The following is a 26,218-nucleotide window of genomic DNA, read 5'->3' on the forward strand; positions in this document are numbered from 1 at the left end:
ATTTTGATATATTTAATCTACAACCATCATTATACTATAAAAAGAGTTCCTTGTCTCAAATAAATGCTTTAGATTTTACGAATGAAATAGCTTATTTATCCTGTAAAATTTTCCGTCAATTGGTAACAAAAAAATAAGGATAACCGCCTTCATACTGTAATAAGTATTTCTAACAAAGATTCAATTCATCCCACCTCAATTCGAAAGATATGATTCTTCAATTTCAAATTTTTTCAAAATTTCAAAGTATAGGAATTGCCAATAATTGTCATAATTTCTCCTATCTAGTCCACGAATGGGATCAATCCAACAGAACTACCTACGATAAACAATACAGACGGTGCAGGAGTCACACGCTCATCGTCCTTGAAATACACAATAGCTACAATTCTTAAAACTAAAATAGTAACTTTCATCAATCATAAAAACATTGAAAAATCGTCAACGCCCTTCAATTCCCCTATTCTAACTCCAAATCAGAAGCGACCAATAATCTCATCAAACTTATCAAACGAAATTCCTTTGGTTTTCGAAACTTTGAAAACTTCAAAAAACGATTTTTATCGCTCTGAACATCAAAAAAAGAAAGGACGAATTTTGTCCTTTCTCTATCTTAGCTTTTCTTTAATCCACTACTGCTGACAAAGAACCAATTTTAGAGTTTCTCCATTTACTCTAGTTGACAAAAACTCTATTTATAGTTCAACTTTAAATTTTTTGAGGCTTCCTAAAAATAATGAAGCACCAACAATAATGACGATTCCCCCTATCCATCCTAATAATGGAACCAATGCAAGTGCAGAGCCAACAATTAATAAGACTGAGGGTGCAATAGAAATTCTATTATCATCTTTATAGTATATTAGTGAGAGAATACCTAGAATTAAAATTCCAATTTTTACTAAACTAAAAATAATAAAAATAATTCCTAAGATGACACCAACAACTTCTTCATCATCAAATATAGAGGCAATCATAATTATAATAATTGGCAAAATGGTTAGAATAGTTCCTGTAACTAAACCAATGATACCATCTAATTGAGCAAGTGTTTTCTTTTTCATCAATATTTCCTTTTCATTAAAAATTAATATTGTACATTATTTTTGTTTAATATTTTCTTTTATATCAAACTAAAATACACACACAGAAAACTTTTTTAATCTATAATTCGATTATTTCTCTTCAAATCCTTCTGCGACTGCGTCTGCAAAGTTTTCTTCTACGATGCTTGCACAGTGGTCACAAATGACTGCGTGGTAGCTACGTTCTGCTGTCGTTGGGTCGATACGACGGCAACGGTCACATACATCACCTGCAGCGCGTTCTACTGTAAAGGCTACATCTTCGAAGCTAACGGCAGTTTCTGGAGCTTGTCCTTCTGCGATGGTCAATTCAGACACAATCAAAAGTTGAGCTACATTGCTGTTTACTGCTTCGAGTAGAGTTTTCACCACTTCATTTGGATAAACTGTCAAGTGAGCTTCAAGTGATTTACCGATTACTTTTGCATTACGAGCTTCTTCCAAGGCTTTTTGAGCTTGTCCACGGAAGTCCATGAAGGCAGCCCATGTATCCAAGATTTCTTCTTGATTAGCAAAAGTTTGAGCTTCTGGCAATTCTGACAATTGGACGAAGTCTTCAGCTTCAAACTCAAGATATGACCAGATTTCTTCAGCAGTGTGAGGAAGGATAGGTGTCAAGAGTTTGGTGATTTTGACAAGAATGTCATAGAAAACAGTCTGCATTTGACGGCGTTCGAGTGATTTAGCACCTTCAATGTAGACAACATCTTTAGCGAAGTCAAGGTAGAAGGCTGACAAATCAACGTTGATAAAGTTCACCAAAGCCTTGTAGATTGTCAAGAATTCAAAGTTGGCGTAAGCATCACGAATCGTTTTCACAAGCTGGTTAAAGCGAATCGTCATGTACTTATCAACTGAACGAAGCTCATCGTAAGCTACTGAGTCTTGAGCTGGGTTAAAGTCAGATGTATTGGCAATCAAGAAACGAAGGGTGTTACGGATCTTACGGTAAGTTTCAGACACTTGGCTCAAGATATCCATAGAAATACGCACGTCGTTGCTTGAGTCAACACTTGTTACCCAAAGACGCAAGATTTCAGCACCGAATTGTTTTTCAACATCGCTTGGAGCAATGGTATTTCCAAGAGATTTAGACATCTTCTCACCTTTACCATCAAGAGCAAAACCTTGTGACAAGATTTGTTTGTAAGGTGCTACGCCATGGTTGGCAACAGATGTGATGAGTGATGAGTTGAACCAACCACGGTATTGGTCAGAACCTTCTAGGTAAAGGTCTGCTGGGTAAGTCAACTCCGGACGATTTACAACAACCCCATTCCATGATGAACCTGAGTCAAACCAAACATCCATGATATCTGTTTCTTTCTTGAACTCGCCATTTGGTGAACCTGGATGTGTAAATCCTTCTGGCAAGAGGTCTTTAGCATCACGTTCCCACCAAATGCTTGAACCGTGTACTTCAAAGAGTTGAGCCACATGTTCAATGGTTTCAGCAGTCATGATTGCTGTACCATCTTCAGCGTAGAAGATTGGAAGTGGAACACCCCAAGCACGTTGACGAGAGATAACCCAGTCGCCACGGTCACGGATCATATTGTAAAGACGGACTTTACCCCATTCTGAGTGGAATTTCACTTTTTCAATTTCGTCCAAGATGTCTTGGCGGAATTTAGAAACTGAGGCAAACCATTGTGGAACTGCACGCCAGATGATTGGTTTCTTCGTACGCCAGTCAAATGGATATGAGTGAGAGATTTCTTCTTGCGCAAGAAGGAGGTTGCCAAGTTTTTCGATAACAGTTGGTACAACCTTGTCATAGAATTGACCTTCAAACTCAGCACCAGCATTGGCCATCATAATACCACGTTCGTCAACAGTCACTGCGACTTCAAGACCATTAGCAATACCAACATTATAGTCATCCTCACCAAAACCAGGGGCTGTATGGACAATACCCGTACCAGAATCAGTCGTAACGTGGTCACCAAGGATAACCAATTCATCTACAGCTGTATCCCATGGGTGTTTTGTTACGATATGATTCAATTCTTGACCACGGTAAGTTGCCAAAACTTGAACATCAGCCCAACCAAATTTCTCAGACAAGCTAATCAATAATTCTGCAGCAACCACAAACTTGCGATCTTCACCAGCAGGTTGAACCAAAACGTAATCAATATCTGCACCAACAGTCAAACCACGAGAAGCTGTGATGGTGAATGGAGTAGTTGTCCAGACAACGATGTAAGTATCTGTATCTAGAACACCTTTGCCATCTTTTACCTTATTGGCATAGTAAAGAGAAGTTGAAACCAAATCATGGTATTCAATTTCCGCTTCGGCAAGGGCAGACTCAGATGACCAAGACCAGTAAACTGGCTTGGCACCACGGTAGATATAACCTTTATTAGCCATCTCACCAAATACACGAATTTGAGCTGCTTCATAGTCAGGAGTCAAAGTCACATATGGATTTTCCCAGTCACCAGAAACACCCAAACGTTTGAAGTCTTCGCGTTGTTTATCTACTTGAGAAAGAGCGTATTCACGGCAAAGTTTCAAGTACTCAACCAAGTCCATTTCTTTACGTTTGATACCTTGTTTTGCCAAAACTTGCTCGATTGGCAGACCATGAGTATCCCAACCTGGGATGTATGGTGCGTAAAAACCTGACATAGATTTTGAACGAACAATGATATCTTTTGAAATCTTGTTCATAGCGTGCCCAACGTGGATATTTCCGTTCGCGTATGGAGGGCCATCATGCAAGGTGAAATGAGGTTTTCCTTGGTTCAATTCTTGACGACGTTGATAAAGTTTTGCATCTTCCCATTCCTTTTGCCAAACTGGCTCTTTGGTAGGAAGTCCTGCACGCATTGGGAAAGCTGTTTTCCCAAGGTTAAGGGTATCTTTGAGTTTCATGGTATCTCCTTTATAAATAATAACAAATTAAAAACCACGACTTCCAAAAAGGACGAAAATCGTGGTACCACCTTTATTCGGAAAAAGATCTAGTCTTTCTCCCTCTTATCCCGTAACGTGGGTAACGTCAAATCCTACTAATTTCAGACTTGAGTTTTTGAGAGGATAATCTTATCATTAGGGATTACAGGTCTCACACCATCTCCTGCTCGCTGGAAATATAAGGATAAGATATTGTTCTCATATTATTTCTTATAAAATTGTAACAGATTCTTGCGGTGCCGCAAAACCTGGTTCTGAGTTTACAGCTTCAGTAGCTGGTGTTGGTCCTGAGTAATGGCTTGAAGCTACTTCTGGCTCTTCATACATTGGACCAACTGGATGAGCTGGACTTTCTTCAACAACTGGAGCTGGTGAAACCACTTGTTCCTGCTCAGCTCTTGCTTCTGCTTCTGCAAGTTCCTTATTAGCCGCTTCGATACGCGCTTGCAACTCTGCCATTTCCTCGGGAGAAAACTGGCGAGTAATATCAATTGGTTCTTCCTCTTGCTGTTGTTGTAAGACAGAGTCACCTAAGACTTCGCTGACTACTTCTTTGAAGGCTTCATCACTTGTCTGAAGATAAGTTGCTGTTGGGCGAAGAATATCTTCCCAATCTGAAGATTCAACAATTGCTAACTGGCTCTCAATTGTAGATTTAAGACGTTGATGGAAGACACGGCTCTTGTTCTTCAACTCTTCAGTTTCGACAGCAACCTTCTTAGCATTGTCAGTTGCTTGACGAAGAATTTCATTTGCCTTGTACTTAGCTTCTTCCAACAAACGTTGTGCATCTTGCTCTGCTTGTTGGATAATATTGTTTGAACGTTCTGTTGCAGCTTGTTTTACTCGCTCAGCCGTATCCTGCGCAATCAACACAGATTGACTCAATGAATCTTTCATCTCATCAAAGTAAGACAAACGCTCTTCCAAACTCTTAATATGTAAATCCTTGTCATGATTAGAGCGAACCAAATCTTCATAATCACGGACTACAATATCTAAAAATTCATCTACTTCTTCTTGATCAAACCCTCTGAAGCGTGTGCTAAAGGTTTTATCTTTGATTTCTAACGATGTAATTGGCATATTTTTCCTCACTTACTTAATAACAATTGGACCGTTAATTTCTTTTTATCTTTTTTTGTTTGCCCATTATCTCTAACGAGTTTCAATCGACCAAATTTCCTCACACTAATCAAATCACCAACTTGGACTGCATAATCTGATTTTTCAACTAAATGGTAATTCACTTGGACTGCCTGTTTTTCAATTAGCTGACTTGCCTGATTTCTAGACAACTTGAAGACACCTGCTAGAAAAACATCTAATCTAGAACTAGCGATACAAATATCTAATTCTTGATAATCTTCGACTGTAGCAATTTTCTCAGTAAAATCCCGTTCTTCTAGACGAACCGGTAAACGAGCAACTTTCGTAATGCCGTCTTGAAAAAGGAGCATAAACTGTCGATTAATGATAATCTGTGCCCTCTCTTCATTGACTAAGATATCACCAAATAGCTTCCTATCAATTCCCAGCTTGTTTAAAACAGTCCCTAATATTTTAGCATGTGTTAAGCGCTCAAACTTATTAGGATAGACTATTTCTTGCAAGGATAGTTCAAAATCAGAGAATTCTGGCTCAAAATACTCAGGATACAGGAGAACCCGTACATATTCAGTATCAAGAAACTGCCGACTGCTCATATAGGAGATGCCGTTGGTTGATGCTAAAACATTTAAAATCTTTTCTTGATGGGGATTTACAAAGGGTGTTAAAAAAGGAGAATACGAATCTTCTACCTTTTTTATCCATTCCGTTCCCTTATCAATAAAAGATGAATCATTCTTAGAAAAGTGTTGATAAATCATCCTGTTCATAGAAAAATCACTAAAAGTCGAATCAACTGTTCCCCTAGGAAGTGAACTAGTAATACCGCAATCCAGACAGACAAGTCAAGACCTGCAATCTGGAGAGGTAAACGTTGCAAGGGAGCTATTATCGGTTTCACTAAACTAATGATCAAGCGTCCAAGACGTGATTCATAAGCATTGGGGAACCAAGACATCAGAGCAAAAATGATTAAAATCAGTGAATAGATATCCACTGCATTTTGAATAAAACGAATGAGAAAGAGCATTATCTCACTCTCGTACGTTTCATGTCAAAACCAAATTCACCATTTTGTGATTCATCTGGGATTTTGATATCTTCAATATTGACGACAACATCAACTGGTGTCAGCAAGTACATAGTAGACGCTACCTTTTTCATGTTACCAGCTAAAACGTGACGTGCCCCATCCAGATAATCCAAACAACGACGAGCTTGTACTTCTGTCATATATTGGAAATCAATCAAAATACTTTCGTTACCAGCTAATAAATCAACAATATCTGTGGCGTCTTCGTATTTACGTGGATAACGAACATCAATTGTTACCTTATCAGTAGAACGTTGACTTTGCATAGCCAACTCTTGTTGACGGGCATGAAGACGAGTGATGTTTTTATCTTTAGATGGTGTGCTAGCAGCTTGTTGAGGCAACTCTTGAACAGAAGGAACTGGAGTCACAATCGGCTCTTCAGCTTTAGGCTGATAAGTAGTACCCACATCTTCTCCATCTTCTGTAAAATAATCTATAAATTTATCAAATCTATCTTTTAAAGACATAGTTCTTTCCTATTTAAAAAATGCTGAACCAATTCTGACAAATGTTGAGCCAAATTCAATCGCTTCCTTGTAGTCACGACTCATACCCATACTCAAGTCCGTCATTGGCATATTGGGAATTTGTTTTTCTCTAATTTCTAGTTGCAAATCCTGCGTAGCTTTAAAAATCTCTTTCAACTCATCACTACTAGCTTCAAAAGGAGCCATGGTCATCAAGCCGACATATTCGATTTTATCTAAGGTGGCCAACTCTGGCAAGAGCTCCAATAGTTCTTCCTTTGAAAAACCATGTTTGCTCTCTTCTCTTGAGATATTTACTTGTAAGAAACACTTAACAACTCGGTCACTTCTTTTTTGAATTTCCTCTGCTAGCTTTAATGAATCCAAAGCGTGGAAATAATCAACGTACTGAATGACATCTTTAACCTTGCGTCTTTGCAAGGTTCCAATCAAATGCCAGGTAATATTTCTACCTTTTAAAGCTTCATATTTCTCAAGAAATTTATCCACACGATTTTCACCAATATGATGCACACCTAGCGGAAGCAAAGCCTCCGCTGTCGGTACGTCTACATATTTTGTAACAGCAAGAACCGAAACAGAATTGGCTTCTCTTCCTGCCTGCTGACTTGCATCTTTTATTTGTTGAAAAACACGTTCTGTATTTTCTTTCAAATTCATTTACTTAACGATTTTTGAAAAATGGAGGAGTGTCTAATTCATCCTCATCGTGTAAAGATGGCGCTTCGAAACGTTCAACTGGTGATACCACTGAATCAGTTGGTCGAACAATTGTCTCACGACGCAAGTCCCAATCACCAAATGCTGAAGTTTGAGAAGTTTCTGTACGACGAGGTGCTGGACTTGGAATTTCTGCAGTTTCAGCCATATCAAACTGACGATTATGATTATGTGCATGACTAGGACTTGCTTGTTCATGACGAACAGCTTGTCTTGGTGCATGGCCCACAACTTTTTCAACACGATCTTGACGAACACCAGTTGCAACGACTGTAACACGGATTTCATCTTTCATGTTTTCATCGATTGATGTTCCTAGCCAGATGTTCACACCTTGGCCAGCTGCTTGGTTGACGATTTCTGAAGCTTCTTCTGCCTCAATCAAAGTCAAGTCAAGACCACCAGTAACGTTGACGATAACATCCTCAGCACCGTCAATAGTTGTTTCAAGAAGTGGTGAGTAGATTGCCTTACGAGCTGCTTCTACCACACGTTCTTCACCACTACCGATACCGATACCCATTAGAGCGTTTCCTTTATTTGCCATAACTGTTTTCACATCGGCAAAGTCAAGGTTAATCAAACCAGGATTTGTGATCAAGTCCGTAATTCCTTGAACACCTTGGCGAAGTACGTTATCTGCTTCGCTAAGAGCTTCAAGAAGTGGAGTTTTCTTATCAACAATTTCAAGCAAGTTGTTGTTTGAAATAATCAATAGAGTATCTACATGTTCGCGAAGCTGATTGATTCCTTCTACAGCGTATTGGCCACGTTTGCTTCCTTCAAAACCGAAAGGACGTGTCACAACACCAACTGTAAGAGCACCTAAATCTTTAGCAATGCGGGCAATAACAGGAGCTGCACCAGTACCTGAGCCACCTCCCATACCTGCAGTAATGAAGACCATATCTGCTCCAGTAATAGCTTGAGTCAAGGCTTCTTCGCTTTCTTCAGCAGCCTTTTGACCAACTTCAGGTCGACCGCCAGCACCCAAACCACGAGTCAATTTAGGGCCTAACTGAATTACAGTCTCAGCTTTTGTACTACTCAAAGCTTGTACATCTGTGTTTGCCGCGATAAATTCTACGCCTGCAACACCTTCGTCAACCATGCGGTTAATGGCGTTACCACCACCTCCACCAACACCGATTACTTTAATCACTGCACCTTGAGCAGCCGCTGTATCAAATGAAAATGTCATAGTTTATTTTTCCTCTTTTATTCATCAAACATACTTCCAATTAAACCACGGAAGCGATCTGCGATTTTTGGTTTATTTTGAGAAGATACTTTATCTTCTTTTGGAGCAACTACGTTCGTAGAAGCTGATTGCTCTACCTCAGTATTTTGAACTGGTTGAATAGGGGTAGGTTGTGCTACCTGCGTAACACGTTGAATCATCCCACCAAAATTAATTGGTTGGTGACGCAAAGTATCCTCACCCTTGACTGCTCGTTGTGCTAACAAATGCACTTCAGTCAATTGACCAGCAAATTCAGATAAGCTAATCACATGAGCGAAGGCAGGGTTACGGATTCCAACTTGATTTGGAACGTAAAGTTTAACACCAACGCCAAATACTTCCTGCGCAAGTTCAACAATACCTGGTAAAATAGCATTTCCACCAATCAGAACAATCCCACCTGGAAGATCCAACAAATGTCTTCTTTCCAACTCTTGTTTGATTTGTTCAAAAATGTGTTTAATGCGAGCTGAAATAATCTCTGCTAGGTAGCTTTCTGTAACCTCAACAGGCTCTACTTCACCAATCACTTCAACTTGGAAGGTTTCATTACTTGCAAGTGAAGGGTAGGCTTCACCATAGTTTAATTTCAATCCTTCAGCTAGTTTTTGTGAAGTCTTCAAGACTTTAGAGATATCTTTTGTGACATAATCTCCACCTTCTTGAAGAATATTTGTAAACTGAAGTTCTTGGTTACGGATTGTAGCAACAGTTGTTTGACCTGCTCCCATATCAATCACAGTAGCTCCAAATTCACGCTCTCCTTCGTTCAAGACTGAACGAACCAAAGCCAATGGTGAAATAATAATATTTTCAACTTGAACACCTGAGCGCTCAACTGTCTTGCGTAAATTGTGAAGAATAGTACGTGGACCAGTGTAAAGTAAGCCACGCATTTCAAGACGAACTCCCATCATGCCACGTGGGTCACGAATACCTTGGAAACCATCTACGATAAATTCTTCAGGAATAAAAGTAATGACTTCACGATCTGGTGTCATACTCTTTGTCAAGGCTGATTTGACAACATTTTCGACATCTTGATCTGTAATTTCTTTTGTATCAGATGTAACTGGAATCATTCCTTGAGTTGGTTCTACTTGCAAAAGATTTCCAGGCAAACCAACATTCACAGATTTAATTGAAATGCCAGCTTTCTCTTCTGCTTGGGAAATAGCTGACTTGATAGCAGTTGCTGCTGCTTCAATATCAACGATAATCCCATCCTTTACACCTTTACTCTTGGCATTACTTACACCAATTACATTAAGTTCACCATCTCTAAGCTCGGCAACCAATACCTTAATCGAATTAGTTCCGATATCTAAGCCTGTAAAAAAACCATCTCTAGCCATTACATCGCATCCTCTCTCTTCCAAGTTTCAAACTTCTATTCAATATAGCTAAAACAGGGCATAGCTATTCACAGAATATTATAACACAAAAAATCCAATCGTGCTTAGTTTTTCCTAAATTTACTTACCATTTTTTCACATTCGCTCATCAGCTTTTTTTATTTTCCAAACAAGTTATAAAAAATCAGATTTATGACAAAAAGAAAGCTCATTTCTAAGCTTTCTTTGTAATCATTTTTTCTGCTTCTTGCTCTAAGAATAGTTCCAAGATTTTCTTTGTCAACGTAATCGCTGCTGATAAGGCCAGGGAAACGATTAAATAATTAGCTACTAAGCCATGGTCTCCAACCAATGGTGGTTTTGTCAAGAATCCGTAATCGCCACCTGTTACCAAATTGACCACAAAAATCAAGGCATTTAAGGCAAAGGTCATAAGAAAAATTCCCTTCACATCCAGCAATCTCGCATCGTACTGTCTCAAGAGATAAACCAATGAGTTCCCCAAGAGAGCTAAGTGGCCAAAGATAAAGGATAAAATCGCAATATGTGGGAAAGGATAGGCATCTGGCACTGGATAAACAAAGGCTGCTAATGTCCCAAATGTTCCTAATAGTGCAAAATACTGCCTATATTTAGACTGACCAGGAAGCAAGAGCACCACAAACATTGCCATACGGCAATGGTAAAAAGGTAAACTTTCTGACAGCGGCATATGATTGACCCAATACCAACCATAAAGTAGAATCAACTGAACTGCCTGTAAGATTTGGAAAAATCGTTGGTAAACCTTCTTTTCACGATAACGATAGGCTGTATAAAAGGTCAAACCCAAGAGTGTAAATATACTGATATACCAAAAAAAGTCAAATTTAGGTGGCTCGGTTGCTTGGGTAGTAAAGAAAATATCCCATAAATTCATCTAGTCTTCCTCATGATTCAAAATTTTCCTGCATTTTATTATACCATGCTATTTGTCAAAAATGGATTTAGAAATACGATAATCATCTTCTTAATCAAGATATTGCTCCCTCTGACCTTGATAAACCTGCCAAAGAATCTCTATTTGCTCCTTGGTAATGCGTTTTTCAGATAAGGCTGGCAGTTGGTCAATGGCAAAAAATTGAAGGTCAGCAATTTCTTGATTTTTTTGGAATTGTCCATCAAGAAGCTTACATTCAAAAACAAACTTTGCATATTGCTTGCTCTGTAGTTGGAAACGATTTGTATCAAAAACAGCTAGTAGTCTTTCTACTTTAGCTTCAAAACCGGTTTCTTCTTCAATTTCCTTGAGAATATTTTCTGTTGGAGAATAGCCGACTTCACCAAAGCCACCTGGCAAAGCCCAATCATTCTCTCCTTGTCCCCTAACCAGACAAATTTTTTCATCCTCAACTATCCAAGCACGGACGTCCATTAAAGGAGTCGCATAAGCGGAGGTCGGTTTCAAGAGTTCTGCCACTTCGTCTGCATCAAGGTCTGATACCTGATTCAACATTTCAGATAACAGACTTCGCAAGTCTTCGTAGCGCTCACGGTCAAAAGGATCCTTTGTAAAGGTTAGTCCAGTATCTGTAAGAGCAATCATTCTTTGAAGATACTTAGCAAAATCACTTGTCTTCATTTTCTAAACTTTCTACCAACTTAGCTAGATTCATAGAGTTAGAGCCTTTGAGCAAGATTTGGTCATTAGCTCCAAGGCTTTCTTTGACCTGCTTAACTAGGTCTTCAAATTGGTCTTGGTCTTCTGTTTTCTTGAAGTAGTAAACGTGGCCGATTGGGAACATTTGACTGGCCAATTGGGCTAATTCAACAATGTCTTCTCCATAGAAAATAAGGGTATCAAGCACATCTGGCGAAAGGCTCAAGATCATCTGATTATGAAGCTGAATAGACTGGTCGCCCAGTTCCTTCATATCCGCCAAGACAGCAATTTTCTTGCCACCTTCATTGGCTGGAATGGCAGAGAAAGTCTCTAAAATCAACTTCATAGCAGTTGGATTGGCATTGTATACGTCAGACAGGATGTCTGCTCCATTGGCTGCTTTCTTCCACTCGGTACGGTTACGCGTCAATTCAAGATTTTGGAAGGCTTGACGAATTTTCTCCTCTGAAACTCCTTCTTGCAGGGCAACATAGGATGCAATCATAGCATTGGTGGCATTGTACTTACCAGTCACTGGCAAATCAAGGGCTTGTTCCAAGAAATTAGCCTTAAAGGTCAGACTATCCTTACGCTCAACCAAGTCGGTAATTTCCAACTCTGCTCCTTGGCCAAAACGAACCACCTTTTTATCAGTTGGCAAGTAGTCCTCTACAATCGGATCTGCTGGCGCTAGGAGCAAAGAACCTGAAGCCATACCGTCTGCAATTTGCATTTTTCCTTTAGCAATTTCAGAACGGTCTTTGAAAAAGGCCAAATGGGCTTCTCCAACCAAGGTCACGATGGCTGTTTTTGGATGAGCCAATTCTGACAAGAGATGAATATCTCCCAAGTGATCCTGTCCCATCTCCAAGACCAACTTTTCTGTTCCTTCAGGCATATGGAGAACTGTGTAAGGAAGACCAATCTCATTATTGTAGTTGCCTTGTGTCTTATAGGTTTTGTAGGTTGTTGATAGCAAGTGAGCTAACATATCCTTGGTCGTTGTTTTGCCATTTGAACCTGTGACAGCAAAGACATCAACTGCTGTTTTTTCAAGATAGTAGGCAGCTAGTCTTTGAAAGGCAGTCAAGACATCATCTACTAGAATGTAGGGATGATTTGCGATTTCTTTCTCAGACAGGGTTGCAGCAGCGCCATTTTCAAAAGCTGTTTCGATAAAGTCATGACCATCACGCGCACCTTTTAGGGGCACAAACAAGTCCCCTGTAGTAATCAAACGACTATCAAACTCTGCCTTTTCTAACTGGGTGTCCTCAAAAATGCTGATATCATTTTTAGCTCCTACAACTTGAGCCACTTCATGAATTGTTAATTTCATTTCTACTCCTTTAAAAAGGGTTGAAATCCGAGAACTAAAATCACCTTGCAGTGATGGTTCTGGTTTCTACCCTCTCTTTCATTTTTATAGCAAATGCGCTTCGCGCTTGTCAAAACTTTCTTTAGCAAGATCAACCAATCGCTCGATTAAGTCTGGATAGCTGATTCCCATATTGTCCCAAAGTAGTGGGTACATAGACCACTGGGTGAAACCTGGCATGGTATTAAGCTCGTTTAGGAAAACCTCTCCCTTATCTGTATAGAAGAAATCGCAACGAGAGAGACCGAGGCCACCAATCGCACGGAAGGCAGTTTCTGCATTTTGACGCATTACAGCTACCACATCATCACTGATTTTGGCTGGAATATCCATGGTAATCTTGTTGTCAATATACTTGGCATCGTAGTCATAAAAGGCAACATCCTTGACTACTTCTCCTGGTAGCGTACTCTTGACATCGTAGTTGCCCAAAAGACCAACCTCGATCTCACGGGCGTTTACCCCTTGCTCAACCAAGACACGGCTGTCATATTGGAAGGCAAGTTTCAAGGCTTGACGAAGTTCCTCTTGATTTTCAGATTTGGAAATACCGACACTTGAACCCATGTTTGAGGGTTTTGTAAAGACTGGATAAGTCAATTTTTCTTCCACTTCAGCGATTTTAGAAGTTATATCATCACCTTCAACGATGGCCACATAAGGAACTTGGGCAATCCCGACAGATTCTAACACACGTTTGGTCGTGATTTTATCCATGGCAAGACTAGATGACAATATGTTACAACCAACATAAGGCATTTTCAAAACTTCCAAGAATCCTTGAACTGAGCCATCTTCTCCCATCGGACCGTGAAGGACTGGAAAGACCACTGCTCCTTCTTCGTAGATGGCACTCGGTGCAACTTTCTTATCCCAATCAATGGTTTCATTGGTCATAAGACGATCCTCTTGACCTGGAGTCTGGTTAAATTCTTGCGTTTTAATAAAGTCACCTGACTGGCTGATGAAGAAAGTCTTGACTGTGAAACGGTCGTAGTTGACCGCACGCATCACACTCTCAGCTGAAAGAACAGAGACTTCACGCTCTGCACTACGTCCACCGTATAAAAGAATAATCGTTTGTTTCATATTATTTGTTCCAATTCTAATAGAATACTCGTTCTTTAGTATATCATATTTGCTTCTTTTTTGAAACTTGAACCTGATACTGGTCTTCAATAAATCTAAAAAGAGACCGATAAAACAACTGTCGGTCTCCGTGATTTTTGTATAAATGAATTGAGTGTGTTAATTTGTCTACAATTACAACTCTGTTCGATTTTCAATGGCTCGTAAGAGCGTCACTTCATCCGCATACTCAATGTCCGCTCCGACAGCGAGACCTCGTGCTAGACGCGTAACCTTGATACCAGCTGGCTTGAGCAAACGTGAAAGATACATGGATGTCGCTTCACCATCTGCTGTAGCATTTGTTGCTACGATTACCTCTGAAACTTCACTATCCATCAGACGAGTCATAAGACTCTTGAGATTGATATCATCTGGACTGATACCATTCATGGGAGAAATGAGTCCATGTAAGACATGATAGAGTCCATGGTATTCTTGGATATTCTCCATGGCTGCCACATCGCGACTATCCTCGAGAACTAAAATGGTTGTCTGGTCACGACTTGGATCGGTACAGATAGAGCAAGGATCGTCATCAGTCAAACGACCACAGATAGAGCAATAGGTCAGCTCTCTCTTAGCAGAAAGGAGGTTTTTGGCAAATTCATTGACATCGTCATCAGTCATTCCAATAGTATAGAAGGCCAGACGGGTAGCAGTCTTAATCCCGATACCCGGTAACTTAGAATAACTGTCAATCAGCTTAGCAATAGGTGTTGGATAAAGCATAAGTTCCTTTCTAATTCATTGGATGATGTTGGTTATAGAGGTTGATAATGTCGCGCGCAATGGAAGGTCCGACACCATTTGTAAGATTGGTGTTATGAGGGAAGACTACTGCAACAGCGATTTGTGGATTATCGGATGGAGCGTAGGCCACGGCATTGGTATTTGTTGCTTGCTGACCATCTGCTACATAACTTTCGGCTGTACCCGTTTTTCCGCTAATAGATACAGATGCACCATTTGAAAAGGCACGGCCAGTTGTCAATCCACTAGTCCCATGGGCAACCTGATAAAAACCTTGTTGCAAAATACTCATATTGGAGGCGGATATATTGACCTTATTCATCTCTGTCGGTTGCAGTTGTTGAATCAGGTCGCCCAATCCTCCTTTATCATTATTGCCATAAATTCCCTCAACAATACGGGGAGCCATACGGACACCATCATTTGCAATAGTTGCTACATACTGAGCTAATTGCATTGGGGTATAGTTATCAAACTGACCAAATGAATTTGTAATATAATTAGCAAGATCATAATCTTTAGGAATAAAGCCGGTGGATTCATCTGGTAAATCAATACCTGTAGATGATCCTAAACCATACTCACCAAAGGTTGAACGTAATTTCCCCATAGCCGAGTCTAAATTTCCAATTCCTGCAATCATATTCGGTTGATAAGTCAATCCCATAATCCCTAAAGCTGTTTGGACCATATAAGTATTAGATGAATACTCCAAAGCTTGAACTGCCGTAATCGGCATTGGCCCAGAAAAGGCAGTATACCACGAATTGATAGGGGGTGAACCTTGGAAGACAATGGACTGATCCGTCAAGGTCTGGTTCCCTGATAAGACTCCATTCTCCCAACCGGAACTGATGGTTGCAGCCTTAACGACCGAACCTGGTACAAAGACATTGGTTACCGTTCCCAAAGAATCAGGCGTCAACTCTCCCGTTTTCAGATCATGTTTAATTCCTGACATGGATAAAACTGCACCTGTTTTGGGGTTCAAAGCAACTGCATAGACACCTTCAGAATACTTAGCTCCTCCATTTCCTAGTTCGGAAGTGAAATAACTCTTAAGAAGATTGTCCACGCTATCTTGGAAGGCCAAATCGATGGTCAGTTTGATATTGTTCCCTTTGGTACCATCTTCAATATTTTCGACACTTTCCATATTGCCATACTTATCTAGATGAATTTCCTTTACCGAGCGTTTACCTTGCAAGGTTTCTTCATATTGTTTCTCTAGATAAGAGGTACCAACCCGATCATTTAGAGAATAGCCCTTTTTAATATAAGCATCAGCTTCTTCAGCTGGGAGACCAGCTTTTTCACCGGATACACTTCCCACTATAGAAGAGAGCGAAGTCTCTAGAACCTTTCGATCCCACGTGGTTGAAATACTGATACCAGGTAAATTCTTAGAAGCCGAAGCAATCAAGGCAATCTGTGTATCTGTCAAGGAATCTGTCGCAATGGCTCCTGTCTCAAAGTTTCCAACAGCATTTAACTGGCTAAAAAGATAGATTTCTTTCTTATCATCCTCTGTATAGTTTAATTGACTCGTTTGGACACTATCGACCGCATTGTTATAGAGTTCTGATTCGGATAGACGATTGCCATCTGAATCAAGACGTTTCTCACGTGGTAAGCTTTCCACTACTTTCTTATAGACATCTTGATCTGCTAGATAATAGTCCGCCAACTGTCGGTCAGTCAATGTTGGAGAAGTAACTCCCACATAGGCTAGCAACTTCTTGGCTGTTTCTTTTAAATCTGCAGCCGTCATTTTGTTGTTTCGAGTAAAGGAAACAACTTGTTTCACAGTATTTTCAACTAAGGGCTTGCCACTGGCATCATAAATTTCACCTCGAGCTGAACTAGTAGTCACCTTTGTTTTACTAGCCGATGCTAGTTTTGTCTCATAAAAATCCTTGTTCAAAACCTGCATATAAAGCAGGCGACCAATAATGGTCATAAAGAGTAAAATGATGATTGAAAACAATAAATTAAGCCGAATCGGAATCGAATGGCTGTTAAATTTCCTCATACAAATCAGTCTCATTTCTATTTAAAATCTTACTCTTCATTGTACCATAATTTAAGAAGAAATTTTGGAAAAGAAGGGAGCTTTTCCCATTTTACAGGAAAATACGATTTTATTTATCCATCCCTACATTATATGATATAATAAATGTAAAAGTTCGATGACTCAGTCTTTTTCCAATATGACTCATTTAAAGGAGCCTTCCCTATGGACAAACCAGATATAGCAACCCTCATTGATTCTCACTTCGAAGAAATGACAGACCTAGAGCAAGAAATCGCTCGCTATTTTTTGCAAGCTGAAACCATTGCAGATGATTTATCTTCTCAGCAGGTCACTCAAAAATTACATATCTCTCAAGCTGCTCTGACCCGCTTTTCTAAAAAATGTGGTTTTACAGGCTATCGAGAATTTATTTTCCAATACCTGCACCAAGCAAAGAAACAGGATACTCATTCTCACAAACATAGTCCTTTAACCAACCGAGTTCTTAGAAGCTATAGTAATATGCGGGAACAAACACAGGACTTAATTGACGAAGAACAACTGGAACGAATCGCCCAGTTAATCGAAGATGCTGAGCGTGTCTACTTCTTTGGAACAGGAAGTTCTGGCCTTGTCGCTCGTGAAATGAAATTGCGCTTCATGCGTCTAGGTGTGGTCTGTGAAGCTTTGACAGACCAAGACGGTTTTGCTTGGACAACCAGTATTATGGATGAGAATTGCCTAGTACTGGGCTTCTCACTTTCTGCCACAACACCTTCTATTTTAGACAGTCTATTAGACGCAAAAGAGATGGGCGCACAGACTGTACTTTTTACAAGTGTTCCCAATAAAGATAGTCAGGTCTATACAGAGACTGTTCTTGTAGCCACACACAGCCAGTCTTCTTACATCCAACGTATATCCGCTCAACTTCCTATGCTCTTCTTTATTGATTTGATTTATGCCTACTTTTTGGAAATCAATCGTGAGAGCAAGGAAAAAATCTTTAATAGCTACTGGGAAAATAAAAAACTCAACGGCTATCGTAGACAAAAACGTGTAAAACAATCCTAGTTTGGTTGAGCCAAACTAGGATTGTTTTGTTTTAAAGTGATAGTAGGCGCCCAACATCCCTGCTGTATTTTGATGATGAGCAAATTCTAATCTCGTCTTATCAGCCAGACTTGGTACCAAAGCATCTTTCAAAGCTTTTCGAATTTTAGGCTTGAGGATAGCCTCTTGCCCCATAATACCCCCACCGAGAATGACCACTTCTGGATTGGCCACATAGCAAATATTTGCCAGACCTTTTCCTAGATAGTCTACCATACGGTCAATACCAGCCATGCAGATTTTGTTTCCTTCGGTAGCTTCCTTAAAGATGCGTCGGCCATTCCACTGGTCAACTTCTTCTCCATGTGCTTCAGCTACATATTTTACTAAAGCTGTGGTAGAAGCGAGATCCTGAAAAGCTCCATCCTGCATATGCATATAACCGACTTCACATGCTGAATTGCTAAAACCATGGAAGACTTTCCCATCCATAATCAAGCAACCACCGATACCGGTTCCAATGGTTAAGCAAAGTGTCACACTCGCTCCCTTGCCTGAACCAGATACTGCCTCAGCCAAACCTGCACAGTTGACGTCATTTTCAATCTCGCAAGGGATTTCAAAGGTACTCTCAATTTCTTTTTTAAACTGAGTTCCAGCATAGTTAGGAATCTGAGGGCCAGCATAGAAAATTTCCCCCTTATCTGGATCCACCATCCCAGCAGAAGAAATAGCAACTCCTGCTACTGGGCCTTTTTCTAAATAGCTGGCTACGATATCTTTGGTCTTTTGTAAGATATGAGGTCCACCTTTATGCGCCTCTGTTGGCATTTCATGCGATTCAACAAGTTGGCCTTCTTGGTCGATCAAACCATATTTGATATTTGTTCCACCGATATCAATTGCAACGTAGTGTGTCATAAATACCTCCTTATGGATTAGAGGAAGCGCTCCTTGGTTTCACGAATCAAGGCTGCAGCTGCTTCTACAACTGGACGATCTTCTTCAGTCACTGGTGTCAATGGTGAACGAACAGAACCAATATTCAGTCCTTCATTGATCTTCAAGACTTCCTTAATCACACCATACATATTTCCATGTGCAGAAGTGAGTTTACCAATGATAGCGTTGATAGCGTATTGTAATTCACGCGCTGTTTCTAAGTCTTTGTCAGCAATCAATTGGTTGAGTTTCAAGAAGAGTTCTGGCATAGCACCATAAGTACCACCGATACCAGCTTTAGCTCCCATGAGACGACCACCTAAGAACTGCTCATCTGGACCATTAAAGACGATGTGGTCTTCCCCACCAAGGCTGACAAAGGTTTGGATATCTTGAACTGGCATAGAAGAGTTCTTAACACCGATAACACGAGGATTTTTCAACATTTCAGTGTAGAGACTTGGCGTCAAAGCAACACCAGCTAATTGAGGAATGTTATAAATCACGTAGTCTGTGTTTGGAGCTGCAGAACTGATATCATTCCAGTATTTAGCAACTGAGTATTCTGGCAAGCGGAAATAAATCGGTGGAATCGTTGCAATAGCATCTACTCCTAAGCTTTCAGCGTGGCGAGCAAGTTCCATACTATCTTTAGTATTATTGCAAGCTACGTGAGCAATAATAGTCAACTTCCCTTTGGCAACTGCCATGACTTCTTCCAAGATTAACTTGCGGTCTTCAACACTTTGGTAAATACATTCACCAGAAGAACCATTGACATAAAGACCTTGAACACCTTTATCAATGAAGTATTGAACCAAGGCACGCGTACGCTCTGGACTTACTTCTCCTTGATCATCATAACATGCGTAGAAAGCTGGAATGACACCTTCGTATTTTTTTAAATCTGACATAGATTTTCTCCTAAGATTTCTTTTTTCTGCTAGAAGCAGGATTTATTCTTTACGTGTTTAGTATACACCTTGTGAAAAACGCATTCAACATCTGGTGTACACTTAGATTTTAGTTTCGATATGTATTTTGAAACGTTTATGGCTTGAAAGTAGTTTCAGAAACAAGCCATCCTATTGGTATTTTGCAAAAATCTTCTCCATCAATCCAGTCTGGATAAAGACCAATAGCCCAAATCCAAAAAGCAGGAAGGCTGAGCCACCTAACAGTAAACTGAAAGCTGACAGATAAAGAACCATCACAATGAGGATAAGAATGGCTAACATGAGGAAGAACCAAGGAAAGTTAAAACTTGCCAAGATCAGCCCTTTTTGTAACACTTCTTTCCAAGTTAAATCATAGCGCGCAGCGATCGGATAGCTAGCCAGCATCACGATAGTGAGGAAGATAAGAATGCCTAGACAAATAGCTTTCACCATTTGGAAAGGCATAGCTGTCTGCCCCCAGAATAGATAGAGGTCTAGAAGACTCAACAAAACAATGCCTAACTCAAGCAGACCTAACTGAAGACCTAGTTTCAGATTTTGCTTGAAAGCTCTTAGATAGATTTTAAAGACAGGCACTCGTCTGCTCTTCTTAATCTCAAACATGGTCTCGTAGAGGCTGATTTTAGCCACTCCAATCGTCACGATGGGCAAACAAGAAACGACAAAAAGAAGATTGGCTGTGACGATATCCAAAACCTTTTCACTAAAACGCATGAGAAAGTTATCTGTATCAAATGCTGCCTTGATAAGGCTTACTCCTTTTTGTGCCATATTTGCTCCTCCTTATTTTTTAGTCAATCAAAATTTTAAAGAGATATTTGCGAACCTTCTGTTCCATACCTGCATAGCCATTTGGCTGGTGTGGTTCTCCTGGAAAGAAAATCGCAAAATTGTGATAACCCAACAAGAGTGGGTATTTTTCATGACAATGCACAAAGCCAATGTCACTCGCTTCGTCGAATGCTACTGCCTCGTCTTTGATACGTGAACCGTAGCTCGAATATTCATGTCCTTCTACCAGCAAATGCAAATCTGCATAGTTCTTATGATGCTCAAATTGATCATTTTCAGCTTGATTGAGGACATTTTCCTGAACAACTAGAAAGACCTTGTCCCCGTCAATCTCATACTTTCCTAACTCAAAAGAATCTTTACGATGTTGATAGAGATAGTCGATAGCCTTGTCTAGATTAGGATGAATCCCTTTGTAAAAGGTGATGTTTTTCAAATCGTCAAAAATCATACTCTTTCCTTCGTTTCTGATAGTTAACTAAAATCATTCTTAAGTTGATAAGTGTCTAACAAAATATCTAAGGTAAGCAAATACCCAACATTTTGTAGACACTTATAACCTCTATATTTCCATAGCATGTCTAGACCACTTCCGCAATCTTGACACACCAGTTTACTTTTCTTAACCTTTGACCGCTCCCATAGTAATACCCTGAGTGAAGGATTTTTGGAAGACTAGGAAGACTGTTACGATTGGAACTGCTGCAAGAGCGGCACCTGCCATGATCAAACCATAGTTGGTTGCCATTTCAGCTTGCATAGTTGCAACCCCGAGTGAGATGGTCAAGTTTTGACGTGAAGTCAACATAACCAACTGCATGAAGTAGTCGTTCCATGTATTGATGAAGGTAAAGATTGCAAGGGCTGCAAATCCTGGTTTCACAATCGGGAAGGCTACGCTCCAGAAAGTACGAATCTCACCACAACCGTCGATTTTAGCTGACTCAAGCAACTCTGTTGGGATATTTTCACTAAATTGTTTCATGAGGAAGACCCCGAATGGCCATCCAATCAAAGGCAAGATAACTGCCCAAAGTGTATCATGGATTCCCATGAAGTTGACGATACGTACCAATGGTACAAGGACAACTTGTTTTGGAAGTGCCATGGCAGCGATAAAGATGGCAAAGAGAATACGCTGACCATAGAAACGTTTTTTAGCCAATACATAACCTGCTAGAGAAGAGGTTGCACAGACCAAAAACATAGTTACAAGTGAGATAAATACTGAGTTCCACATCCACTGCAAGGCAGGGTTTTGCACCATAAGTTGTTGGAAGTTTTCCATGGTTGGCATTTTAGGGAACCACTGTGGTGGAATAACGATTGTATCAGGTTGTGACTTGAAGGCACCTGTCAAAATCCAGTAGAACGGAAAGATGAACAGCACGGTCAACAAGAGCAAGATAATAGTTGAAATAACAGTGAAAGCTGTTAAAGGTTTCTTTTGTGTAGATTGCATAGCTGTCTCCTTTCTTTAATATTCTACGTCGTTTCCAAGTACTTTAAATTGAACAAAGCTTACGATAGCGATCATCACTGCCAAGAAGACGCCGATAGTGTTTGCATAGCCGTATTCTGTCAATTGGAAGGCTTTTTCGTAAAGGTAGTACATAAGTGTACTTGTTGAGTAGTTTGGACCACCAGATGTCAACAACTGAATCAAGGCGAAACATTGGAATGAGTTGATTGTTGTGATGATTGCGATGTAAAGAGTTGTTGGAAGAAGGCTTGGCCATTTAATCTTCCAGAAAACTTGCAATTCAGTCGCACCATCAACACGCGCTGCTTCAACTAGTGAGTTGTCAATATTTCCCATAGCAGCGATATAAAGGATAATCGGTTGACCAACAGATGTTGTCAAAAGGATAATCATAATCGCCATCAAAGCCCAGTTTTTATCTCCCAACCAAGAAATATTTTGGCTGATGATGTGGCTTGACTTAAGGACAAAGTTTAGAATCCCTGATAGTGGGTCATAAATCCATTTCCAAACAACTGTTACGGCAACACTACCTGTTACAACAGGAAGGAAGAAGACGAAACGGTAGAAAGAACGGGCAATGGCATTTTGATGATATGTCTGAGATGCTACAAAGAGTGAGAATAGAACAACAACTGGTACAGATCCAATAACCAGAATTACGGTATTGATCAAAGACTTCATAAAGACAGGGTCTTTAAACATACGAATGTAGTTGTCCAAGCCCACAAACTCAAATTTAGTCATTGAGTAGTTAAAGAAACTTGTAATGAATCCCATAATCATAGGAGCCAATACAAAGATGACAAAGAAAAATAATACTGGTGCTAGGAAAGCGTAGGAAATCACTGTTTCCCGCATACGAATTTTATTGACTTTCACAGTCGGCACCTCTCTTTCACTAATAGAATATTTTGGATTTTATTGAACTGTTTTAAAATCAAAATGAAATTTTTTAAGATTCGCTTATGTAAGAACTTCATTTTAATTTCGTGACAGTTCCTACCATTTCAAACAAAATCCTCCCTTTTCTTACATAGACTATGCACAGGGAAAAGGGAGGAGTCAATCTGATTTAGTGCTTATTGTTTTGTAGCTTTTTTAATTGTTTCGTTAGCTTTTTCAGTGAAGGCTTTCAAAGCATCCGCTGGTTTTTCGTCACCATTTGATACAGATTGCAACATTGGGAACCAAAGTGTTCTCATTTCAGCAAAACCATTGATAGTGTTGTAGTATGGTGAGTAGTATTTAGTCCAACCACTGATTGTTTCCATACGTTTGTCTTCATAAAGTTTGCCAAATGAAGTACGAACTGGGAAGGCACCTGTACGAACAACGTCTTTTGGACCCCATTCTTTGTCATCCGCGATAAATTGAACGAATTTCTTAGATGCTGCAACTTTCTTGTCGTCTTTGTTGTTGAATACTGCAAATCCGTTTACAAGGTATTCAAGAGCTGGTTTACCTGAATCTGATGGGAATGGTACTTCTACCACTTCTACTTTACTTGCTTCCAAGAGTTTAGCTTGGATACCATTTTGAGATGGTGCCCAAAGGATTGTGTAAGATGTTTGACCGTTGGCAAAGTTTTGGATATCTGCTCCACCGTCAAATTGTGAACCATTGTTCAACAAACCGTCTTTGATCCAGCTAGCTGCTTTTTCAAGACCTTTGACGAATTTAGGATCATCAGTTGTATATTTTGTTACATCTTTATCTGTTACAGAACCGCCGTAAAGGTTTGAGATGAAGGCACGTGTTCCTTGGTCTCCCCCTTGACCAGAACTGAACAATGAACCTGGTGTATATCCTTTATCTTTAAGCGCTTTCAAAACCTTTTCAAAGTCATCAGTTGTCCAACCTTCTTTTACAAGGTTTGCAACTCCAGCTTCTTCCAACATTTTCTTGTTCATAGCCATGTAGAATGGTGCTGAACTGATTGGATACATGTAAGCTTTGTCCCCAGCTTTACTTGCTTGTACGATATTTTCGTTGTTAACATCTTTGACGAATTCGTCTGTGAAGAGGTCGTTCAACTCAGCCAATTTACCATTTTTACCGTATTGGATGATACGTCCTGGTGCGTCAAAAAGTACATCTGGAGCTGTTCCTGCTTCGATAGCTGTTGTGATTTTTTCAGGACCTGACTTGAAGTCAATGGTTTCCAATTTCACTTTTACATCTGGATTTGCTTTTTCAAACGCTTCGATAATTGATTTTTCATATGTTCCAACACCGTCACCAGTTTTTTCTTGAGTGAAGACTGGGAATGCCCACCAAGTGATTTCTGTTTTTCCGCTATCACTACCAGATTTTCCAGCGTCTTTACTTCCACCAGAATTACCACATGCAGCAAGGCCAAGAATCGCAGCACCCGCAAGTACTGTACAAGCTAGTTTTCTAAATTTCATTTGTATTCTCCTAATTGATAAGCGTATCCATATTGGATAATGAGTAAGATTGCATTTGTATACGTTTTCATTCTGTCCGACGCATCCACCACTCTCCTCTGTTTTTAAATTGTGTTATTTAAGACCAGCAACGAAGCGCTCTGTAATCTCTTTTGGTCTAGTAATAGCGCCACCAACAACGATACCTCGCACTCCATATCCCAGGATTTGTTTGGCTTGTTCAGGTGTATGAATTTTTCCTTCTGCAATGACATCCACGCCAGCATCACAGAGTTTTTTGATTAATTCAAAATCGGGACCATCCACTTTTGGACTGTAAGATGTGTATCCTGATAAGGTTGTTCCGACAAAGTCAATTCCTGCTTCAACAGCTGCCAATCCTTCTTCGAAAGTACTTGTATCAGCCATCAAGAGCTGGTTAGGATATTTCTCCTTAACCTGACGAATGAACTCTTGGATCTCCAAACCATCATAGCGTTCACGCTTGGTACAATCTAGAGCAATCACCTCGATGTCAAGCTCTGCCAATTCATCAACTTCTTTCATAGTGGCAGTGATAAAAGGTTCTTGAGGTGGATAATCTCGTTTAATTATCCCAATGATTGGAAGGTTGGTAACCTCCTTGATTTCCTTGATATCGCGAACACTATTTGCTCGGATACCGACTGCTCCACCTTGCTCAGCCGCTTTGACCAGCAAGGGAATGACTCCTCCCGCTTCTGTATAGAGCGGTTCGTGAGGAAGGGCCTGACAAGAAACGATGATTCCATCTTTGATTTGTGCAATCAAGGCTTCTTTAGTAATCTGTGGCATCCTCTTTCCTCCTTTTCTTTGTTCTTATGGGTTCATTATATATTATTTTTAAAGCGCTTTCAATACTTTGTGGTAGAATAGATTTCAGTTTCAAAAGTATTTTATAGAACAGCAGTTTCTGAAAGTAGTTTCAGCACTGTCTTATTTTCAATTCGCTCAGTATCTAAAATGATAAAAAGAGATAGCCATCTTTCAAATGGGCCATCTCTTTTATCATTAACGATGAGCAAAATTCATTTTATTCAAGACCTAGTCTTCTTTTCGTTTCTTCCCAAATGTCAAAACAGATAAGAGACCTGCCACTAATCCTATAGAAATAAGGGTTGTGTTTTCTTTGCTTCCAGTATTTGGAAGCTCATTTTGTTTAGCCGCTGGTGCTTGATAAGTAGCACCTTGTCCAAGAGATAACTTCTTAGCTGGACGTTCGTTTGCAGCTGCTAAGACTGGTTTGGTTTCTCCCTTGTACTCTGGCACTTCATGGATTGCTGCCTCAGCTCCATTGACACCTCCTTTATACTCAGGAAGAGCATTTGAAGCTGCCAAGACAAAGTTAGCACCACCTCTATATTCCGGAACCTCATTTGAAGCTGCTAGAACTGAATTTACGCCCCCTTTGAATTCCGGTTTTTCTACTGTTGGTGCTGGCTCTTCTCCCACTGTTGCTAAGGGACCTGTATATTCAGGAATTTCTGTTACAAGAGCTTCTACTCCATTCACTCCACCTGTAAACTCCGGTTTTTCTACTGTTGGCGCTGGTTCTTCTCCCACTGTTGCCAATGGACCTGTATATTCAGGAGCTTCTTCAGTTACTGCAGCCTCAACGCCATT

25 protein-coding genes and 1 pseudogene are annotated in these 26,218 nt (G+C 40.0%); 2 read left to right on the forward strand and 24 right to left on the reverse strand.

Features of this window, described 5'->3' with window-relative positions:
* Positions 1–434: 434 nt before the first annotated feature.
* Positions 435–617 (forward strand): annotated as a pseudogene (locus N8M95_RS08095) (transposase); the annotation flags it as partial.
* Positions 618–695: 78 nt separating this feature from the next.
* On the opposite strand, the gene N8M95_RS08100 reads toward N8M95_RS08095, so the two are convergent.
* The 15 genes from N8M95_RS08100 to pbp2b form a co-directional block, all read right to left on the reverse strand.
* Positions 696–1,064: a hypothetical protein gene (locus N8M95_RS08100; protein WP_020901697.1), complete on the reverse strand. Its 369-nt coding sequence runs from the start codon at positions 1,062–1,064 to the stop codon at positions 696–698.
* 111 nt (positions 1,065–1,175) lie between these two features.
* Complete coding sequence (gene ileS, locus N8M95_RS08105) at positions 1,176–3,968, reverse strand: isoleucine--tRNA ligase (RefSeq protein WP_261116983.1); 2,793 nt, start codon at positions 3,966–3,968, stop codon at positions 1,176–1,178.
* 252 nt (positions 3,969–4,220) lie between these two features.
* Positions 4,221–5,096, reverse strand: a complete 876-nt coding sequence (locus N8M95_RS08110) for a DivIVA domain-containing protein (protein WP_314725966.1) — start codon at positions 5,094–5,096, stop codon at positions 4,221–4,223.
* A gap of 8 nt (positions 5,097–5,104) precedes the next feature.
* The gene (locus tag N8M95_RS08115) at positions 5,105–5,890 is read right to left on the reverse strand and encodes a YlmH family RNA-binding protein (RefSeq protein WP_261116984.1); all 786 of its coding nucleotides are present in this window, start codon (positions 5,888–5,890) and stop codon (positions 5,105–5,107) included.
* A complete protein-coding gene (locus N8M95_RS08120; protein WP_000898129.1) occupies positions 5,887–6,150 on the reverse strand; it encodes a YggT family protein in 264 nt (87 codons plus the stop codon). The genes N8M95_RS08115 and N8M95_RS08120 overlap by 4 nt, the downstream gene beginning before the upstream one ends.
* Positions 6,150–6,683 (reverse strand): cell division protein SepF, encoded by a 534-nt coding sequence (locus N8M95_RS08125; protein ID WP_084888721.1) that lies wholly within the window; start codon positions 6,681–6,683, stop codon positions 6,150–6,152. Before N8M95_RS08125 ends, N8M95_RS08120 begins: the two co-directional genes overlap by 1 nt.
* Positions 6,684–6,692: 9 nt before the next feature.
* Positions 6,693–7,364 carry a YggS family pyridoxal phosphate-dependent enzyme gene (locus tag N8M95_RS08130; protein ID WP_261027507.1) on the reverse strand — a complete coding sequence of 224 codons (672 nt, stop codon included), beginning with the start codon at positions 7,362–7,364 and terminating at the stop codon, positions 6,693–6,695.
* 4 nt (positions 7,365–7,368) lie between these two features.
* Positions 7,369–8,625 carry a cell division protein FtsZ gene (gene ftsZ, locus N8M95_RS08135; protein ID WP_023946158.1) on the reverse strand — a complete coding sequence of 419 codons (1,257 nt, stop codon included), beginning with the start codon at positions 8,623–8,625 and terminating at the stop codon, positions 7,369–7,371.
* Between the two features lie 17 nt (positions 8,626–8,642).
* The gene (gene ftsA / locus N8M95_RS08140; protein WP_020901691.1) at positions 8,643–10,022 is read right to left on the reverse strand and encodes a cell division protein FtsA; all 1,380 of its coding nucleotides are present in this window, start codon (positions 10,020–10,022) and stop codon (positions 8,643–8,645) included.
* 214 nt (positions 10,023–10,236) lie between these two features.
* Entirely contained in the window at positions 10,237–10,941 is a 705-nt protein-coding gene (locus tag N8M95_RS08145) for a YwaF family protein (RefSeq protein ID WP_261116985.1), read from the reverse strand.
* A gap of 90 nt (positions 10,942–11,031) precedes the next feature.
* The gene (locus N8M95_RS08150) at positions 11,032–11,643 is read right to left on the reverse strand and encodes an NUDIX hydrolase N-terminal domain-containing protein (RefSeq protein ID WP_136937293.1); all 612 of its coding nucleotides are present in this window, start codon (positions 11,641–11,643) and stop codon (positions 11,032–11,034) included.
* On the reverse strand, positions 11,630–13,003 hold the full coding sequence (locus tag N8M95_RS08155) for a UDP-N-acetylmuramoyl-tripeptide--D-alanyl-D-alanine ligase (protein ID WP_261116986.1): 1,374 nt from the start codon (positions 13,001–13,003) through the stop codon (positions 11,630–11,632). The genes N8M95_RS08150 and N8M95_RS08155 overlap by 14 nt, the downstream gene beginning before the upstream one ends.
* Positions 13,004–13,087: 84 nt before the next feature.
* Complete coding sequence (locus N8M95_RS08160) at positions 13,088–14,131, reverse strand: D-alanine--D-alanine ligase (protein ID WP_261116987.1); 1,044 nt, start codon at positions 14,129–14,131, stop codon at positions 13,088–13,090.
* 174 nt (positions 14,132–14,305) lie between these two features.
* On the reverse strand, positions 14,306–14,902 hold the full coding sequence (gene recR, locus N8M95_RS08165) for a recombination mediator RecR (RefSeq protein ID WP_061864421.1): 597 nt from the start codon (positions 14,900–14,902) through the stop codon (positions 14,306–14,308).
* A 10-nt stretch (positions 14,903–14,912) separates the two neighbouring features.
* Entirely contained in the window at positions 14,913–16,970 is a 2,058-nt protein-coding gene (gene pbp2b / locus N8M95_RS08170; protein WP_261116988.1) for a penicillin-binding protein PBP2B, read from the reverse strand.
* Positions 16,971–17,159: 189 nt separating this feature from the next.
* On the opposite strand from pbp2b, the gene N8M95_RS08175 reads away from it, so the two are divergent.
* Complete coding sequence (locus tag N8M95_RS08175) at positions 17,160–18,011, forward strand: MurR/RpiR family transcriptional regulator (protein ID WP_261116989.1); 852 nt, start codon at positions 17,160–17,162, stop codon at positions 18,009–18,011.
* Between the two features lie 15 nt (positions 18,012–18,026).
* On the opposite strand, the gene N8M95_RS08180 is transcribed toward N8M95_RS08175, so the two are convergent.
* The 9 genes from N8M95_RS08180 to N8M95_RS08220 all read right to left on the reverse strand — a co-directional run.
* Positions 18,027–18,911: an ROK family protein gene (locus tag N8M95_RS08180; protein WP_261116990.1), complete on the reverse strand. Its 885-nt coding sequence runs from the start codon at positions 18,909–18,911 to the stop codon at positions 18,027–18,029.
* 17 nt (positions 18,912–18,928) lie between these two features.
* Positions 18,929–19,846: a dihydrodipicolinate synthase family protein gene (locus N8M95_RS08185; RefSeq protein WP_001281499.1), complete on the reverse strand. Its 918-nt coding sequence runs from the start codon at positions 19,844–19,846 to the stop codon at positions 18,929–18,931.
* A gap of 171 nt (positions 19,847–20,017) precedes the next feature.
* Positions 20,018–20,662 carry a DUF624 domain-containing protein gene (locus N8M95_RS08190; protein WP_261116991.1) on the reverse strand — a complete coding sequence of 215 codons (645 nt, stop codon included), beginning with the start codon at positions 20,660–20,662 and terminating at the stop codon, positions 20,018–20,020.
* Positions 20,663–20,681: 19 nt separating this feature from the next.
* The gene (locus N8M95_RS08195; protein ID WP_045611139.1) at positions 20,682–21,134 is read right to left on the reverse strand and encodes a NanQ anomerase/TabA/YiaL family protein; all 453 of its coding nucleotides are present in this window, start codon (positions 21,132–21,134) and stop codon (positions 20,682–20,684) included.
* Between the two features lie 171 nt (positions 21,135–21,305).
* Positions 21,306–22,145 carry a carbohydrate ABC transporter permease gene (locus tag N8M95_RS08200; RefSeq protein ID WP_001192120.1) on the reverse strand — a complete coding sequence of 280 codons (840 nt, stop codon included), beginning with the start codon at positions 22,143–22,145 and terminating at the stop codon, positions 21,306–21,308.
* Positions 22,146–22,160: 15 nt separating this feature from the next.
* Positions 22,161–23,027, reverse strand: a complete 867-nt coding sequence (locus N8M95_RS08205; RefSeq protein ID WP_161683542.1) for a carbohydrate ABC transporter permease — start codon at positions 23,025–23,027, stop codon at positions 22,161–22,163.
* 221 nt (positions 23,028–23,248) lie between these two features.
* Positions 23,249–24,577, reverse strand: a complete 1,329-nt coding sequence (locus N8M95_RS08210) for an ABC transporter substrate-binding protein (RefSeq protein WP_261116992.1) — start codon at positions 24,575–24,577, stop codon at positions 23,249–23,251.
* A gap of 114 nt (positions 24,578–24,691) precedes the next feature.
* On the reverse strand, positions 24,692–25,390 hold the full coding sequence (locus N8M95_RS08215; protein ID WP_001135679.1) for an N-acetylmannosamine-6-phosphate 2-epimerase: 699 nt from the start codon (positions 25,388–25,390) through the stop codon (positions 24,692–24,694).
* Positions 25,391–25,639: 249 nt separating this feature from the next.
* Positions 25,640–26,218: SIALI-17 repeat-containing surface protein (locus N8M95_RS08220; RefSeq protein WP_261116993.1), on the reverse strand; the 579-nt coding region annotated here is incomplete at its 5' end.

Origin of the sequence: Streptococcus mitis (assembly GCF_946190325.1) — a bacterium.
GTDB lineage: Bacteria > Bacillota > Bacilli > Lactobacillales > Streptococcaceae > Streptococcus > Streptococcus mitis_CF.

Excerpts from the sequence above, each read along its gene's own strand:
- ileS (WP_261116983.1), bottom strand. The coding sequence starts at position 3,968 with ATGAAACTCAAAGATACCCTTAACCTTGGGAAAACAGCTTTCCCAATG.
- N8M95_RS08145 (WP_261116985.1), bottom strand. The coding sequence starts at position 10,941 with ATGAATTTATGGGATATTTTCTTTACTACCCAAGCAACCGAGCCACCT.
- N8M95_RS08175 (WP_261116989.1), top strand. The coding sequence starts at position 17,160 with ATGGACAAACCAGATATAGCAACCCTCATTGATTCTCACTTCGAAGAA.
- N8M95_RS08210 (WP_261116992.1), bottom strand. The coding sequence starts at position 24,577 with ATGAAATTTAGAAAACTAGCTTGTACAGTACTTGCGGGTGCTGCGATT.
- N8M95_RS08130 (WP_261027507.1), bottom strand. The coding sequence starts at position 7,364 with ATGAATTTGAAAGAAAATACAGAACGTGTTTTTCAACAAATAAAAGAT.
- N8M95_RS08100 (WP_020901697.1), bottom strand. The coding sequence starts at position 1,064 with ATGAAAAAGAAAACACTTGCTCAATTAGATGGTATCATTGGTTTAGTT.
- N8M95_RS08150 (WP_136937293.1), bottom strand. The coding sequence starts at position 11,643 with ATGAAGACAAGTGATTTTGCTAAGTATCTTCAAAGAATGATTGCTCTT.
- N8M95_RS08215 (WP_001135679.1), bottom strand. The coding sequence starts at position 25,390 with ATGCCACAGATTACTAAAGAAGCCTTGATTGCACAAATCAAAGATGGA.
- N8M95_RS08185 (WP_001281499.1), bottom strand. The coding sequence starts at position 19,846 with ATGTCAGATTTAAAAAAATACGAAGGTGTCATTCCAGCTTTCTACGCA.
- N8M95_RS08115 (WP_261116984.1), bottom strand. The coding sequence starts at position 5,890 with ATGAACAGGATGATTTATCAACACTTTTCTAAGAATGATTCATCTTTT.
- N8M95_RS08160 (WP_261116987.1), bottom strand. The coding sequence starts at position 14,131 with ATGAAACAAACGATTATTCTTTTATACGGTGGACGTAGTGCAGAGCGT.
- pbp2b (WP_261116988.1), bottom strand. The coding sequence starts at position 16,970 with ATGAGACTGATTTGTATGAGGAAATTTAACAGCCATTCGATTCCGATT.
- recR (WP_061864421.1), bottom strand. The coding sequence starts at position 14,902 with ATGCTTTATCCAACACCTATTGCTAAGCTGATTGACAGTTATTCTAAG.
- N8M95_RS08155 (WP_261116986.1), bottom strand. The coding sequence starts at position 13,003 with ATGAAATTAACAATTCATGAAGTGGCTCAAGTTGTAGGAGCTAAAAAT.
- N8M95_RS08190 (WP_261116991.1), bottom strand. The coding sequence starts at position 20,662 with ATGGCACAAAAAGGAGTAAGCCTTATCAAGGCAGCATTTGATACAGAT.
- ftsA (WP_020901691.1), bottom strand. The coding sequence starts at position 10,022 with ATGGCTAGAGATGGTTTTTTTACAGGCTTAGATATCGGAACTAATTCG.
- N8M95_RS08120 (WP_000898129.1), bottom strand. The coding sequence starts at position 6,150 with ATGCTCTTTCTCATTCGTTTTATTCAAAATGCAGTGGATATCTATTCA.
- N8M95_RS08205 (WP_161683542.1), bottom strand. The coding sequence starts at position 23,027 with ATGCGGGAAACAGTGATTTCCTACGCTTTCCTAGCACCAGTATTATTT.
- N8M95_RS08180 (WP_261116990.1), bottom strand. The coding sequence starts at position 18,911 with ATGACACACTACGTTGCAATTGATATCGGTGGAACAAATATCAAATAT.
- N8M95_RS08110 (WP_314725966.1), bottom strand. The coding sequence starts at position 5,096 with ATGCCAATTACATCGTTAGAAATCAAAGATAAAACCTTTAGCACACGC.
- ftsZ (WP_023946158.1), bottom strand. The coding sequence starts at position 8,625 with ATGACATTTTCATTTGATACAGCGGCTGCTCAAGGTGCAGTGATTAAA.
- N8M95_RS08125 (WP_084888721.1), bottom strand. The coding sequence starts at position 6,683 with ATGTCTTTAAAAGATAGATTTGATAAATTTATAGATTATTTTACAGAA.
- N8M95_RS08195 (WP_045611139.1), bottom strand. The coding sequence starts at position 21,134 with ATGATTTTTGACGATTTGAAAAACATCACCTTTTACAAAGGGATTCAT.
- N8M95_RS08200 (WP_001192120.1), bottom strand. The coding sequence starts at position 22,145 with ATGCAATCTACACAAAAGAAACCTTTAACAGCTTTCACTGTTATTTCA.